Raw genomic sequence first — 17185 nt, forward strand, 5'->3', positions numbered from 1 at the left:
CAATAATGGATAGTATGTACGAGCAAAATCAAATGCCACATAGCAATGAAGCCGAACAATCTGTCTTAGGTGCCATTATTATTGATCCGGAATTAATTAATACAACTCAGGAAGTGTTACTTCCTGAGTCATTTTATAGAGGCGCACATCAACATATTTTCCGTGCGATGATGCACTTAAATGAAGATAATAAAGAAATTGATGTAGTGACGTTAATGGATCAATTAACGACTGAAGGAAGCTTGAGTGAAGCGGGTGGCCCGCAATATCTTGCAGAATTATCTACCAATGTCCCTACAACAAGAAACGTTCAATATTATACTGATATCGTATTTAAACATGCACTTAAACGTAAACTGATTCAGACTGCAGATAGTATCGCCAATGACGGATACAATGATGAGTTAGAATTAGATACGATTTTGAGCGATGCAGAGCGACGTATTTTAGAACTATCATCTACACGTGAGAGTGATGGTTTTAAAGATATTAGAGATGTATTAGGACAAGTGTATGAAACTGCTGAGGAACTCGATCAAAATAGTGGTCAAACACCGGGTATTCCAACAGGTTATAGAGATTTAGACCAAATGACAGCAGGTTTTAACCGAAACGACTTAATCATTTTAGCTGCACGACCATCTGTTGGTAAGACTGCCTTCGCACTTAATATTGCCCAAAAGGTAGCAACACATGAAGATTTATATACAGTAGGTATCTTCTCTCTTGAGATGGGTGCAGACCAATTAGCAACACGTATGATATGTAGTTCAGGTAACGTTGACTCAAACCGATTAAGAACCGGTACAATGACCGAAGAGGATTGGAACCGATTCACGATTGCAGTTGGTAAACTATCTCGAACAAAAATATTTATTGATGATACGCCAGGTATTCGAATCAATGATTTACGTTCTAAATGTCGTCGACTTAAACAAGAGCATGGTTTAGATATGATTGTGATTGACTATCTACAATTAATTCAAGGTAGTGGTTCACGTTTCTCAGATAACCGTCAACAAGAAGTATCTGAAATTTCACGTACGCTAAAAGCTATTGCACGTGAGCTAGAATGCCCTGTTATCGCACTGAGTCAGTTATCTCGTGGTGTTGAACAACGTCAAGATAAACGTCCGATGATGAGTGACATCCGTGAATCAGGGTCTATCGAGCAAGATGCTGATATTGTTGCCTTCTTATATCGTGATGATTATTATAATCGTGGCGAAGATGAGGATGACGATGATGATTCAAGCTTTGAGCCACAAACTAATGATGATAACGGTGAAATTGAAATTATCATCGCTAAGCAACGTAACGGCCCGACAGGTACCGTGAAATTACACTTCATGAAACAATACAACAAATTTACTGATATAGATTATGCTCATGCAGAAATGTCATAAAATATTTTAAATATAAAAACCGTACAATAAATAACTTTAAAGTTTTATTGTACGGTTTTTGTTTTGTATAAAGGCATTTAAAAATCACTAAGTATGTGTCTTGAATTTTTGAATAAATATGTTAAATAGCGTCATGATAGCTTTTATATACTTTTTAACTTTCATTATAAAGAAAAATAGATGGATTTGATTGTATGAAATCAATGTTCGATTTTTATTTGCATTATAGTATCTATATTGGTAAAATACTTCATGGTTAAATGAGAAAAATTTGGAGGTGCTCTTATGTCATCAATCGTAGTAGTTGGGACACAATGGGGAGACGAAGGTAAAGGTAAAATTACAGATTTCTTAGCAGAACAAGCAGACGTGATTGCACGTTTTTCAGGTGGTAATAATGCAGGACATACCATCCAATTTGGTGGAGAAACATATAAATTACATTTAGTACCATCAGGTATCTTCTATAAAGACAAATTAGCAGTTATTGGTAATGGTGTGGTAGTTGATCCAGTTGCATTACTTAAAGAATTAGACGGTTTAAATGAACGTGGTATTTCAACAGATAACTTACGTATTTCTAACCGTGCTCAAGTGATTTTACCTTATCATATTGCACAAGACGAGTATGAAGAGCGTCTTCGCGGTGATAATAAAATCGGTACAACTAAAAAAGGTATCGGCCCAGCATACGTAGATAAAGCACAACGAATTGGTATCCGTATGGGAGACTTAGTCGAAAAAGAAACATTCGAAAGACTATTAAAACAAAATATTGAACATAAAAATGCATATTTCAAAGGTATGTTTAACGAAACATGCCCAAGCTTTGATGATATATTTGAAGAATATTATGCTGCAGGTCAACGTTTAAGAGAATTTGTTACAGATACACCTAAAATCTTAGACGACGCAATTGTTGCAGATGAAAAAGTACTATTCGAAGGTGCCCAAGGTGTGATGTTAGACATCGACCACGGTACATATCCATTCGTCACTTCAAGTAACCCAGTAGCAGGTAACGTTACTGTAGGTACTGGTGTAGGTCCAACATACGTATCAAAAGTCATTGGTGTATGTAAAGCTTATACATCACGTGTTGGTGATGGTCCATTCCCTACAGAATTATTTGATGAAGATGGTCATCACATTAGAGAAGTTGGTCGTGAATACGGTACAACAACTGGTCGTCCACGTCGTGTAGGTTGGTTCGACTCAGTAGTATTACGTCATTCACGCCGTGTAAGTGGTATTACAGACTTATCAATCAACTCAATTGATGTGTTAACTGGCTTAGATACAGTTAAAATCTGTACAGCATATGAATTAGATGGTAAAGAAATTACTGAATATCCAGCTAACCTAGATCAATTACAACGTTGTAAACCAATCTTCGAAGAGTTACCAGGTTGGACAGAAGATATTACAGGTTGCCGCACTTTAGAAGAACTTCCTGAAAATGCACGCAAATATTTAGAACGTATTTCTGAATTATGTGGCGTACGCATTTCAATCTTCTCAGTAGGTCCAGATCGTGAACAAACAAACTTATTAGAAAAATTATGGTAATTAATACCGATAAGCCGTTAAATGATATAACAATTATTTAACGGCTTTTTTTATATTTAATATGATGATAAAAATGCTTGAATATACTACAAAATAACTAATCAATTGTTCTTTATTATTACTGTCTCAGGCCTAATTAAAAATAATGTTAAAATTATGTAAAAAATATCTTGTCATTCAAATATTGGCTGTGCTATAATCTATCTTGTGCTTAAGAACGGCTCCTTGGTCAAGCGGTTAAGACACCGCCCTTTCACGGCGGTAACACGGGTTCGAGTCCCGTAGGAGTCACCATTTTTTAGGTCTCGTAGTGTAGCGGTTAACACGCCTGCCTGTCACGCAGGAGATCGCGGGTTCGATTCCCGTCGAGACCGTATTGCCTACCCAAGAGGGTAGGCATTTTTTTATGTCCTTTTATTATCAATGAAAGTAATGCCACTTTATTTAATGATTGTTCCCCATTTTACAAGTCGATGACATTCGGCAATCGAAACTTAACATTTCCCCAATTATCGTTAGAATCAAATGAAAAACATTGAATTAATCGGTTTTATACTAAATTTTAATATTACAAAATTATGAAATTAATATCTTTTGAATTCTTAGCTTACTGAAAGCATTCAACTTATTTTGTGATATAGAATTTTGGTGGTAAACTTATATATAATATTATTCTATAATTTTTTATACAAAAATAGAATTAACCGTTCATAAATGGTAAATTAGATAGTAGTAACTGTGTTAAAAAAGCACATGCTTTTGAGCTTCGTGAAAGGTCTCAAGCGATACGAATTAAGATAAGACGAACGGTAGAATTATACTTTGAGAAATGAGGTTTATATATATGGCTAGAAAAGTTGTGGTAGTCGACGATGAAAAACCAATTGCTGATATTTTAGAATTTAATCTTAAAAAAGAAGGATACGATGTATTCTGCGCGTACGATGGTAACGACGCTGTAGATTTAATATATGAGGAAGAACCAGACATCGTATTATTAGACATTATGTTACCTGGTAGAGACGGCATGGAAGTATGCCGTGAAGTACGTAAAAAATTCGAAATGCCTATCATCATGTTAACTGCGAAAGATTCTGAAATTGATAAAGTTTTAGGATTAGAATTAGGTGCAGATGACTATGTGACGAAACCATTTAGTACACGCGAATTAATTGCACGTGTAAAAGCAAACTTACGTCGTCATTATTCTCAACCAGCGCAAGAAGTCAATGACGCAACAAATGAAATTTCTATTAAAGATATCGTCATTTATCCAGATGCGTATTCAATTAAAAAACGTGGTGATGACATCGAGTTAACACACCGTGAATTTGAGTTGTTCCATTATCTTTCTAAACATATGGGCCAAGTAATGACACGTGAACATTTATTACAAACTGTGTGGGGTTATGATTACTTTGGAGATGTACGTACTGTAGACGTAACGATTCGCCGTTTACGTGAAAAAATCGAAGACGATCCATCACATCCAGAATATATTGTGACACGTAGAGGCGTTGGATATTTCCTCCAACAACATGATTAGAGGTTTAGTTGAATGAAGTGGCTAAAACAACTCCAATCCCTTCACACGAAACTGGTCATTGTCTATGTCTTACTGATTATTATTGGTATGCAAATTATTGGTCTATATTTTACTAATAGTTTGGAAAAGGAATTACTCGATAATTTTAAAAAGAACATTACACAATATGCAAAACAATTAGATGTAAGCATTGAAAAAGTATATAACGAAAAAGGTTCGGTCAACGCTCAAAAGGATATACAAAATCTTTTGAGCGAGTATGCCAACCGTCAAGAAATTGGTGAAATCCGCTTTATAGACAAAGACCAAATTATTATGGCAACAACCAAGCAGTCTAACCGCGATTTAATCAATCAAAAAGCTAACGATAGTTCTGTTCAAAAGGCATTATCACTTGGTCAAAGTAACAACCATATGGTGTTGAAAGACTATGGTAATGGTAAGGAACGGGTTTGGGTTTATAACATACCAGTTAAAGTTGATAAACAAACGATAGGTAATATTTACATAGAATCGAAAATCAATGATGTATATAACCAACTTAACAATATTAACCAAATCTTTATCGTAGGTACCGCTATTTCATTATTTATTACTGTGATACTCGGATTCTTCATTGCGCGAACCATTACCAAACCTATTACCGACATGCGTAACCAGACGGTCGAGATGTCTAAAGGTAACTATACGCAGCGTGTTAAGATTTATGGTAATGACGAAATCGGTGAACTCGCACTTGCATTCAATAATTTATCCAAGAGGGTACAAGAAGCACAAGCGAATACTGAACGTGAGAAACGTCGTTTAGACTCTGTTATCACACATATGAGTGATGGTATCTTAGCGACAGATAGACGTGGACGTGTCCGTATTGCTAACGATATGGCACTTAAAATGCTAGGCATGGCTAAAGAAGACCTTATCGGTTATTACATGCTAAGTGTATTGAATTTAGAAGAAGAATTTTCATTAGATGAAATTCAAGAAAATAATGACAGCTTCTTATTAGATATTAATGAAGAAGAAGGCATCATTGCGCGTGTAAACTTCAGTACGATTGTTCAAGAAACAGGCTTTGTGACAGGTTACATTGCCGTATTACATGATGTAACAGAACAACAACAAGTAGAACGTGAACGTCGTGAATTCGTAGCTAACGTATCACATGAATTACGTACACCATTAACTTCTATGAACAGTTATATTGAGGCACTTGAAGAAGGTGCTTGGAAAGATGATAACTTAGCACCACAATTCTTATCCGTGACACGCGAAGAAACAGAACGTATGATTAGACTTGTTAACGACTTACTTCAATTATCTAAAATGGATAATGAATCAGATCAAATTACCAAAGAAATCGTCGACTTTAATATGTTTATTAATAAGATTATTAACCGACATGAAATGGCTGCTAAAGATACAACATTTGTCCGTGAAATTCCACAACAAACGATTTTCGCTGAAATAGACCCTGATAAGATGACGCAAGTATTTGATAATGTCATTACTAATGCAATGAAGTATTCTCGTGGTGATAAACGCGTCGAGTTCCACGTGAAACAAAATGCACTTTACAATAGAATGACAATTCGTATTAAAGATAATGGTATCGGTATCCCTATTAATAAAGTAGATAAAATCTTCGATAGATTCTACCGTGTCGATAAAGCACGTACACGTAAAATGGGCGGTACAGGTCTTGGACTAGCCATCTCAAAAGAAATTGTTGAGGCACATAACGGTCGTATTTGGGCCAATAGTGTGGAAGGCCAAGGTACATCTATCTTCATAACACTACCATGCGAAATCATTGAAGACGGTGATTGGGATGAATAGTAAAGAGCACATCAAAACGATTATCCTCGTCTTACTCGTACTAATGAGTATCGTCTTAACCTATATGGTTTGGAATTTCTCGCCTGACTTATTTAATGCAGATAGTACGCCGGAGAATAAGAGAGACAACACTAAACCCATTAGTAAACCAGGAACGGCTAAAATGGATAGTACCATCACACCGTTTCAAATTATTCATTCTAATGGTGAGAAAACAGAAGGTATGCCCGCAACAGGACATGCTATTTCAAAAATAATTAGTCCTTTAAAAGATAAAGATATTGTTTCAGTACAACATTTAAAACGAAATCATAATTTAATTATTCCAGAACTGAGTGATAATTTTATCGTTCTTGATTTTACGTATGATCTACCGTTATCAACATATTTAAGCCAAGTTTTAGATATTGATGCTAAGACACCGCGTCATTTTAACTTTAATCGACTACTAATAGATCAAGACCACGAAGGACGCGTCGTATTATATGCAATTAGTAAAGATAGACATCAAGTCGTTAAAATGAAGACATCCGTTAAAGGTCAAGATGTTAATCAGTCATTAACTAGTCTGAAATCAGATATGGAGAAATATACTGAAATCATTACTAATAAAGAAACAATTGATAAAGCCACACACATTTTTGCACCTAAAAAGCCAAAAGATATTAAGACATATCGTATGGTATTCAATATTATTAACGTTGAAAAAATGAATTCCGTATTATTCAATGATTCAACGATTGTTCGTAGTGCTCAAAGTGGCGTGACAACTTACAACAATAATACAGGTGTAGCCAATTACAATGATAAGAGTGAGAAATACCATTATAGAAACTTATCAGAAGATGAGAAGAGTTCAACTAATATGGAAGATACTATTGGTGGTACATTCGAATTCCTCAATGGTCATGGAGGCTTCTTAGGCGAAGACTACCGTCTGTTTAGCACAGATAATATGAGTGGTGAATTAACATATCAACGCTTCTTAAATGGTTATCCTACGTTTAACAAACAAGATTTAAATGAGATTCAAGTTACTTGGTGTGAAAAAGGCGTCTTTGATTATCGACGCTCATTACTAAGAACGGATGTAATCTTGAATAGTGGTGATAAAAAATCACTTGAAAGTGCAGAATCTGTTCGTTCAGGACTTGCAAACAATAGTAATATCGACTTCGAGCGTGTGACTAACATCGCGGTAGGTTATGATATGGATGATCGACCTAACAACGATGATATCGAAGTACAACGCAATAGTGAGTTTACACCTCGTTGGTACGTCGAATATGACGGTAAGTGGTATGCGTATAAAGATGGGGGGCTAGAATAAATGAACTGGAAATTGACTAAGACCTTATTCATTTTCGTATTTATTCTTGTGAATATCTTCCTCGTCGTGATTTATATTGATAAAGTAAATAAATCACAAATTAATGAAGCGGAAAGTAATAATCGCGTAAACTTCCAACAAGAAGAAATTAAAGTCCCTGACGACGTCTTGAACAAAGATGTGAAAGATACGCATATGCAACAAATCACAGCAGAATCTAAAGATTTCTCAAGTTATGCCAAAGAACATTCAAGCTTGAGCGCATCGGAATCAGGAAAGTTACTTGATGGCGATATCGGTAGTACCGTTAACGTCAGTGATAAAAACCTTAAAGATATTAAGAATTACATGAAAGACAATGTTTATAAAGGTAAATATTATCAATTGAGTAAACTTGGTTCAGATACAATGACTTTTGAGCAAACCTATCAAGGTTATCCAATTATGAATAACAGTAGAGCTAGACTTAGCTTCAATATAGATAATGGCAAAGCAACAAGCTATAAACAGACAATGATGGACAACATTGAAGCGGCTAAAGGATCAAACAGTAGTAAAAACCAAGTCATAGGCCCGAGAAAGGCTATAGAAGCTTTATATTACAACCGTTACCTCAAACGTCATGATGAAGTGATAGACGCACGTTTAGGCTACTATTCAGTCGTTAAAGAAACAAACGTGCAACTACTACAACCTAACTGGGAAATCAAAGTCAAACACAACGGCAAAGACAGCACACAAACCTATTACGTCGAAGCCACAAGCACTAATCCAAAAGTAATAGACAAGTAGGAAGCAAGACTGAATATTAAACTGTCGACAACGTTTTTAACATTATCGGCAGTTTTTTATGTATATTTTTAAGTTATGAATAAGATTGTGCTTTTTTGAAATATTAAATAGTGAAGATAAAAAATAAAATTATCATTATGCGAGTAGTTTAAAAAACGGAGTATTGGCAGATTAATATAAGAATTGGTATAGTATAATATAAGCTATTTTAAGAACGGGTGGAAGTGGGACAGAAATAACATTTTATTAAAATTGATTTCGTTGTTCCACCACGGCAAGGTTGACTAGAATTGAAAAACTTGATTTAAGTGAAAATCAATTCAGCCAATTACTGCCAATACAAAATGATAGCCTGAAACATTTGTTTATGTCTCCGGCTCAAAAAGTTAATTACTAACTAAAAGAATAATAGAAAAATGATACGGAAGGCACTCTTACGTCACTAAGAGGGATGAGTGCTTCAATTAGAAAGGATGAGCCGCTTGATACGCATGAGTGTATTAGCAAGTGGTAGTACTGGTAATGCCACATTTGTTGAAAATGAAAAAGGAAGTATCCTTGTCGATGTAGGCCTAACGGGTAAGAAGATGGAAGAACTCTTTGGCCAAATCGACCGAAATATTAAAGATTTAAACGGTATATTAGTGACTCATGAGCACATTGATCATATTAAAGGTCTAGGTGTCTTAGCACGTAAATATAACTTGCCTATATATGCGAATGAAAAGACATGGCAAGCAATTGAGAAGAAAGATAGTCGTATTCCAATGGATCAGAAATTTATTTTTAATCCGTATGAAACGCAATCAATTGCTGGGTTTGATATTGAGTCATTTAACGTCTCGCATGATGCAATAGATCCACAATTTTATATTTTCCATAATGATCATAAGAAATTTACGATTTTAACTGATACAGGTTATGTTTCAGATAGAATGAAAGGTATGATTCGTGGTAGTGATGCCTTTATCTTTGAGAGTAATCATGATGTGGATATGTTACGTATGTGTCGTTATCCTTGGAAGACGAAACAACGTATTTTAGGAGATATGGGACACGTATCTAATGAAGATGCAGGTTTAGCAATGACTGATGTGATTACCGGTAATACCAAACGTATATATCTATCACATTTATCTCAAGATAATAATATGAAAGATTTAGCGCGTATGAGTGTAGGACAAGTGTTAAACCAACATGATATAGATACTGAAAAAGAAGTATTGTTATGTGATACGGATAAAGCACAAGCGACACCTATTTATACTTTATAATGAAATTTTAGACGGGAGTGAGACAGAAAGTCTCGCTTTTTTTTAATGCTATTTCTGTGGAAAAGTGGTAGAAGTAAGTCTTAAAAGTCATATTTATAGGGGATAACTTGATAAAAATAATTAAGACTATCGGGAAGTTATCCACTGAATTGTTCATAGTTATCCAGAGTTGTGTACAATACACACAGAAATACCCACATTGTACACATACTTATCCACAAAATAACAGGTTGTTCCACAGTTTTTGTGTATAAATCATAAATATTTATAAAAAATGTGAGGATAAACTGATACAATAAGAGGGAATAGTGTGAACAAGTTGATAACTTGTGGATAACTCTAACAAGTACTTCTCGGAGGATATTATGAAAATTACAATTCTGTCAGTTGGAAAACTTAAAGAAAAATACTGGAAACAAGCAATCGCTGAATATGAAAAGCGATTAGGTGCATATACTAAAATTGAAATAATAGAAGTGCCAGATGAAAAAGCACCAGAAAATATGAGTGATAAAGAAATTGAACAAGTTAAAGAAAAAGAAGGCCAACGTCTATTAGCTAAAATCAAACCACAAGCAACTGTGATTACCTTAGAAATTGAAGGTAAAATGTTGTCATCAGAGGGCCTCGCTAAAGAACTCAACCAACGCATGACACAAGGCCAAAGCGACTTTGTATTTGTGATAGGCGGATCCAACGGCCTACATCAAGACGTCTTACAACGCAGCAATTACGCCCTATCATTCAGCAAGATGACCTTCCCACACCAAATGATGCGCGTCGTGTTGATAGAACAAGTATATCGAGCATTTAAGATAATGCGGGGCGAAGCATATCATAAGTGATAGAAATTTAGTATCTTCATAACGAGATTTGATTTTAGCTTAACGTATAATTTTATATATATAACTAATATATTTAAAAAATTAAATGAAATAAGGTCCAAATTCATGGAGAATATTTCTTTTGAAATAAGTCATATTAATTGAAATAATTATGGGTGGAGAACACATTATCATATATATTATAAATGAAGAGGGCATTAAGGAAAAATTGGAAGAATATTAATTATAGATCCTCAAAAAGCAAATGAAAATTATTGGAATGATTATACATTAAATATTCCAAAATCTTTTAAGAAATCAATTGTTAATAATGATTTGAATGAATATATAATAGGAGTTATAGAAAGGTATGAAGACACTGATACTATATTAGAGGATTTTTCTGAACATCAAGCCTTGACGCTAGGAAGAAGTATATGAAATAAGATATGGATTATTTACATAATAAACAAGAATTAATAAATAAATATAAGGATTAAATCGATAATGTTTTTATTTAATTTAAATATTAAATAAAATGTAAATATTTAGTTTTTTGAATCAAGTGAATATTTTATATAAATAAAAAATATTCAGAATGGAATGTGTTGAAATGAAATCGATTTCTTTTTAAAACTTATTTACCAATATTAATTGTTCTCATGATTATTTTTAATTAAAACTTGAGTATTGTAAATGTTTTAATATAATAAATAGCAAATCATATGAATAGAGGTAGTTATTTAATGAGCTTATCAGCTGTAATTCAAGAAATAGGTAATACATATATTGAGGAAAAAGAAACAGGCGAATTTAAAGGGGCACCGGTTGGTAATTTAGTAAAGCATAAAATGGTTGAAGAATTAAGAAATATTGAAGAATTAAAAGAATTTAAAATTAAAGGTAGTATTGGAAATGGCCGATTTGCTGACATTCCATGGGTTGCTATAATGGATACAAACATAACTGAAACTACTACTAAAGGCATAGATGTTGTTTTCTTATTTAGTAGTGACGGAGAAAATGTATATCTGACTTTAAATCAGGGTGCTACTTACTTCAATGAGAAAAAATTTAAAAAAAGTGACATAGTAAAAATATCAAATTTGATATATAAAATGCTAGATTCTCCTGAAAGTAAACCTATTGATATTGATTTGAAATCTGAAACAAGTTTAGGTAAAAGTTATGAAACTACTACTATTAGTGGATTTAAATACGAAATAAACAATATGCCAGACTCATCAAAAATAAAACAAGATTTAATTAAACTATTGAATGATTATAAGTTAATCAAAGCTATATTTGAGGATAATAATAATGATGTTGGTCAATTTTACAATTATATATTAAATTCAGAAAACAAAACAAAAAAATACCAATCATTCAAAATATTATTCCAAAAATTTGTAGAACAAAGTCAAAATAATATTATAAATAAGAATAAAAGTAATGTAATACAAAAAGAAGGACTTGAAGATTTAGAAATTAGGAAAGTTAGAGATTTTAACATTATTAAAATAGAAGACATTAATTTTCATATTCATTTATTTAATAATGGCCAATACGGTAGAAAAAATGGAAATGGAAGTGGAAAAATTCCATATATATGCTATCAGTTTTCTAATGGGAGATGGGCAACTATACGAACGACATTTGAAAACTATAAAATGTCTACTGTAAGAATAACTTTATGGGATGAAATTAACCAAATTGAACTAGAAACAGATAAAAGTTATGATGTTGAAAATTTTGATTTGTTTTCTGATAATCCTCCTAATGAATATTTTAAACAGTTTTATGATGATTACATCATTTATATAAAAGAGGTTAAGTCGATGGTAGAAAATAAAATCGTAAATGAAATGACTGAAAAATTACTAAAATCAAAAAATATTATATTAAGAGGAGCACCTGGTACAGGTAAAAGTTATTTAGCTAAACAAATAGCTTCTAAAATTATTGGAGAATCTACTGAAGAAATAGAATCCTCAGAGCAATTTGAGTTCGTACAGTTCCATCCAAATTATGATTATACGGATTTTGTCGAAGGTATCAGACCTATTATAAATAATGGAGATATGGGTTTTAAATTGAAATCTGGAGTATTTAAGACATTTTGTGATAATGCAAGAAAAGCTCAAATTAACTATGATGTTATTGAAGACGGAGAAAAATATGAAAATTACATTGAAAATGAAAATAAAATTAAGAAATACGTTTTTGTAATTGATGAGATAAATAGGGGAGAAATTTCTAAGATTTTTGGAGAATTGTTCTTTTCTATAGATCCTAGTTATAGAGGAATAAGTGGGGCAGTAAAAACACAATATTCTAACATGGAATCGGGGAGTGAAAGATTTTTTATTCCTGATAATGTATTTATCATAGGGACTATGAATGATATTGACCGTTCAGTAGACACATTTGACTTTGCAATGAGACGTAGATTTAGATTCATTGAAATTAAGGCAAATGAAAATGTTGAGATGTTAGAGATTTTAGAAGATAAAAAAGAGGAAGCTATTACTAGGATGGTTAGTCTTAACAATGTGATTTCTCAAGTGGAGGGATTAGATAGTAATTATCATATCGGTGCGGCTTACTTTTTAAAATTAAAATATTTAAACTATGAAGAACTATGGGAAGATTACTTGGAACCACTTCTAGCTGATTATATTACAGGAATGTTTAACGAAGAAGAAATTATGGAGTCATTCAAAATGGCTTATCATAATCCACAATTAGAAATAGGTTTAAAAGATGAAAGTGATTAAAATTAAAGATAATTCTTCTCTAGCATCAGAAGAGTTTCGTGAAATTCCAAATATAATATCTTCAATATTAGACAAAACTATGTCAGAACTTGAAGAAGCTGGGATATTTGTATTTCCTAATAGTTTAAAAGAGCAAGATAGTATAAGTGAGGGACAAATTATTCTTAATAAAGTAGGTCAAGATTATCAATCTAGTAATATTATGGGATTTTTAGGTTGTGAACATGAAAATTTAATTATTGAGTCACGATTTTCAGAAGAACAAAATGATTATTTTTTTCAATATTTAATAGAAAATGTTTTGAAAATACCATATGTAATTGACCTAAATACAATAATTGATCAAGACAATAAAGTCATTGACCTATTTATTTATATTTTCCCTTACTTTTTAAAGAAAGCTTTGCGTAAAGGGTTGTACAAAAAATATACAAGAAATGAATATAATAATCAAAATGTAAAAGGAACTGTGGACATTCAAAGACACATTAGAATTAATACGCCCTTCATAGGTAAAATTGCATATTCTCAAAGAGAATTTTCATACGATAATTATATTCTTCAATTAGTTAGACATACAATAGAATTTATTAAAAAAAGAGATGCAGGAGCAGGTATTTTAAATAGCGTCAGAAATGAAGTGAAAGAAGTTCAAGAGGTTACTACAAGTTATAATATTCGTGATAGAAGAAAAGTAATAATGCTTAATAATAAGTGGCCTGTCCGACATGCTTATTATAAAGAATATAGAGAGTTACAAAAACTTTGTTTAACCATTTTGCAACAACAGAAACATTATATAGGGAGTGGCTCTGATAAAATTTATGGTATTTTATTTGACGGTGCGTGGTTGTGGGAAGAGTACATTGCTACATTAATCAGTACAGATTTCTATCATCCCAAAAACAAAAATGGTGATGGTGCTCAAAGATTATTCAGTAAAGAATCTGGGAAAAAAGTAGGTTTGATTTATCCAGATTTTATTGGGCATAATGATAAAAATAGAGTTATTGGAGATGCCAAATATAAACCTATACAAAATATAGGAAATAAAGACTATTTACAGCTTTTGGCATATATGTTTAGGTTTAATGCTAAAAGCGGTTATTATTTCTTTCCCAGCCATAAAGGAAATAGTCATGAAGTATTATATCTAAATCAAGGTCTGACTTATGAAAAAAACGTACAAATGCATAAAGATATAAAAATTGCAAAGTTTGGACTCACTATCCCTAAAGATGCGGTAGATTATAAAGATTTTTCCAGAAAAATGAAAAAAGTTGAAGAAGAATTTTTAGATAAATTAGTTTTTAATTAAAATAGAATAACTTAGCATTATACAAAGTGATATAGAAAACTACATCAATAGCTGATACGCAGAAGCGTATCAGATATTGATGCGGTTTTATCTATAATTTTAATGTAAAATAATAGATAGACAATAAATTAATACATATTTAGGAGATAAAAAATGAACCAAATTGACCAATGGAAACATAAATTTAACGCATTACCACGTTTACCTAGATCACAATCTAAATTTGGGTATGTAGATACAATAAAGACTATTTTTCATAAAATAATTACTAACACAGAACTAGAAACTGTTGTAAAAATTGAAGGTAGCGAAACAGAACATACATTAAAACATTACATAGAAATACTATTAAGATATCAATTTATAAAAAAAGATAATGAAAATAAGTATTACCTCACAGAGAGTTTAATAAATTTTGAAGAAGAAAGTATTAGAGAAAATTTAGCTGAATTTTTGCAATTACATGTGAAATATATATCTGAGTTATTGTTTTTTATAAAAGAACCTAAAACTACTAAAGAAGTCTTAAACTATGCAAATGAAAATTATAATATGTCTTGGAAACAAAACGGACAGATTCATGAGCGACTAGCGTGGTTAAATGATTTAGGTTTAATTAATTCAATGAGTTATAAAAAGTTATATGTTATTAACCAAGAGGGAAGAAATTTTATAGAAAAATATCCTCCTTTGAAATCTTTTAATATATCTGAATATGTTCAAGATATAACTGCAAAAGAAAAATTAATTAAATTACCAGAATGGATTGAGGAGTTAGGTTGGAACGTCAACAACATTGATAGAAAAGATGGATTAGGTTATATTCCAGGAGGTAGAGCAAAAGCAACTGAACTGATATTAAACATAATAGAATTTACTTTAAATGCTAAAGATACAGAGTCATTAAGTAATTATATTAATGATAAGTTCAAGTGCAAGGAATCATCTGTAAATAGTTTTTTAACATTTCTAACTAATTTAAAAATTATAGATAGAATTGGAGAAAAAGTTTACGAAACTTCAGATTATGGTATTAAACTTTTAAATTCTGACCATCCAGATTTATATCTATTATTTTTTATAAACAAAGAATATAAGTATATTTTTGAAATACTTTTCGTGTTAGAAGAGTCCCCTCAAGAGCCTAAAGAATTAATTGCTAGAGGTGTAACTGAGTTTAATATGAATTCTGAAAGACTTGATAGAATTAGAGAAAGAATAGCCCATTTAAAAAATGCTAAATTGATTTTGAATGATAAAGGTAAAAAGTTAAAATTATCAAATCGTGGTCAGTTATTATTATCAGTATTAAAAGGTAAAATGAGTATTAATAACTCTTCAAATAAAGGAGTTGGGTTATTAAAAAATAATGAAGGTAGTTATCAAAATTTATTAAAAGAAGTTCGCTTAGCTTCAACTAAATCTTCTAGTCCGCACGATTTCGAAAAATTATTAGAAAAAACATTTATTGAACTAGGTTTTAAAACTAAATTGTTAGCGCAATCAGGCACTACAGATATTTTATTAACTGCTAGAACAGTTCCAGATTATACGTATAAGGTAGCTATTGAGGCAAAGACAAATAAGGAAGGTATAATTACTGAAAACTTAGTGAATTTTGATGCGCTTAAAGAACATAAAAAGAAGCATGATGCAGATTTTATAGTAATAGTTGGCAAAAATTTTAATGGAAGATTGAAAAGATTTGCTGAAAACAATCAAGTTTTATTATTGGATATTGATAATCTTGAATTATTAGTGAAAAGGCATCAAGTATATCCTTTACAAGCAATTGAATATAAAAAATTATTTAATCAAGTAGGAGAAGTAGATATAAGCGTTTTGGATAGTACATATAATAGAATGCGTAGATATAATGTATTATTTAAATCGATTATAAAAACTTTAATAGAAAATAGTGATGACGAATTTACAAAAGGTATATTAACTATACGTGAAATTTATATGCTTATAAAAAGCATAGATGAGTTTAATGATGAAGATTTAACTAAAGAAGAAGTAGATAATATGTTAAATTTACTTTCAAATCCATTAATTGGGTGTGTAGGAAAGGAAAAAAATGGTTATTATGCGAAAGGATCTTTAGTTGACGCTCAATTAAAATTTGGGTTTTATTATTCTGCATCAATAAAATAAGACATTATTTATGATTTTATGCTTTTTAATCATTGGATACCTTATTTAATTTGAGATGTTTTTGTATAATTTTATCTAGTTGCTGCTATTCTATATCTAATATTTCTATATTTTCTTTTATTGATCTTATTATGATAGTTATTTTCTTTTTACTTTACAGTGTCGAAAGTTTCTATAAATCCGCAAAAATTAAACCAAGATTTATTTCACTCGTAAGTGTTAATGTAAATCTTGGTTTTTTGATTATAATTCAATTTTAGTTTCATAGTCTATAGATGTTTTAGGACCATTCCAAATTTGCACCGTTCCATCATCTTTAACTACGATAGTATTAGCTCCTGCACCGGATTTAT

Annotated in this window: 11 protein-coding genes and 2 tRNA genes; all 13 read left to right on the forward strand. The window is 31.6% G+C overall.

Going from position 1 to position 17185, the window contains the following annotated elements; translation table 11 throughout:
- Nucleotides 1-5: 5 nt before the first annotated feature.
- The 13 genes from dnaB (at nucleotide 6) to P7F85_RS00140 (ending at nucleotide 16832) form a co-directional block, all read left to right on the forward strand.
- Entirely contained in the window at nucleotides 6-1406 is a 1401-nt protein-coding gene (gene dnaB, locus P7F85_RS00080; RefSeq protein ID WP_002451563.1) for a replicative DNA helicase, read from the forward strand.
- 285 nt (nucleotides 1407-1691) lie between these two features.
- Nucleotides 1692-2975 carry an adenylosuccinate synthase gene (locus P7F85_RS00085; protein WP_002451564.1) on the forward strand — a complete coding sequence of 428 codons (1284 nt, stop codon included), beginning with the start codon at nucleotides 1692-1694 and terminating at the stop codon, nucleotides 2973-2975.
- A 219-nt stretch (nucleotides 2976-3194) separates the two neighbouring features.
- Nucleotides 3195-3269, forward strand: a tRNA-Glu gene (locus P7F85_RS00090).
- A 7-nt stretch (nucleotides 3270-3276) separates the two neighbouring features.
- Nucleotides 3277-3349, forward strand: a tRNA-Asp gene (locus P7F85_RS00095).
- A gap of 470 nt (nucleotides 3350-3819) precedes the next feature.
- A complete protein-coding gene (gene yycF, locus P7F85_RS00100) occupies nucleotides 3820-4521 on the forward strand; it encodes a response regulator YycF (protein ID WP_002451565.1) in 702 nt (233 codons plus the stop codon).
- Between the two features lie 12 nt (nucleotides 4522-4533).
- Nucleotides 4534-6360: a cell wall metabolism sensor histidine kinase WalK gene (gene walK / locus P7F85_RS00105; protein ID WP_046464467.1), complete on the forward strand. Its 1827-nt coding sequence runs from the start codon at nucleotides 4534-4536 to the stop codon at nucleotides 6358-6360.
- The gene (gene yycH / locus P7F85_RS00110; protein ID WP_447158548.1) at nucleotides 6353-7690 is read left to right on the forward strand and encodes a two-component system activity regulator YycH; all 1338 of its coding nucleotides are present in this window, start codon (nucleotides 6353-6355) and stop codon (nucleotides 7688-7690) included. Before walK ends, yycH begins: the two co-directional genes overlap by 8 nt.
- A complete protein-coding gene (locus tag P7F85_RS00115) occupies nucleotides 7691-8482 on the forward strand; it encodes a two-component system regulatory protein YycI (RefSeq protein ID WP_002466387.1) in 792 nt (263 codons plus the stop codon).
- Between the two features lie 473 nt (nucleotides 8483-8955).
- Entirely contained in the window at nucleotides 8956-9756 is an 801-nt protein-coding gene (locus P7F85_RS00120; RefSeq protein ID WP_015364556.1) for an MBL fold metallo-hydrolase, read from the forward strand.
- A gap of 365 nt (nucleotides 9757-10121) precedes the next feature.
- The gene (rlmH, locus tag P7F85_RS00125) at nucleotides 10122-10601 is read left to right on the forward strand and encodes a 23S rRNA (pseudouridine(1915)-N(3))-methyltransferase RlmH (RefSeq protein WP_002466394.1); all 480 of its coding nucleotides are present in this window, start codon (nucleotides 10122-10124) and stop codon (nucleotides 10599-10601) included.
- Nucleotides 10602-11326: 725 nt separating this feature from the next.
- Nucleotides 11327-13357 (forward strand): MrcB family domain-containing protein, encoded by a 2031-nt coding sequence (locus P7F85_RS00130; protein WP_002466376.1) that lies wholly within the window; start codon nucleotides 11327-11329, stop codon nucleotides 13355-13357.
- Nucleotides 13344-14675 (forward strand): 5-methylcytosine restriction system specificity protein McrC, encoded by a 1332-nt coding sequence (locus P7F85_RS00135; protein WP_046464465.1) that lies wholly within the window; start codon nucleotides 13344-13346, stop codon nucleotides 14673-14675. The genes P7F85_RS00130 and P7F85_RS00135 overlap by 14 nt, the downstream gene beginning before the upstream one ends.
- 153 nt (nucleotides 14676-14828) lie before the next feature.
- Nucleotides 14829-16832 carry a restriction endonuclease gene (locus P7F85_RS00140; protein WP_002466402.1) on the forward strand — a complete coding sequence of 668 codons (2004 nt, stop codon included), beginning with the start codon at nucleotides 14829-14831 and terminating at the stop codon, nucleotides 16830-16832.
- The last annotated feature ends 353 nt before the right edge of the window (nucleotides 16833-17185 follow it).

Source organism: Staphylococcus sp. aM (assembly GCF_052975125.1).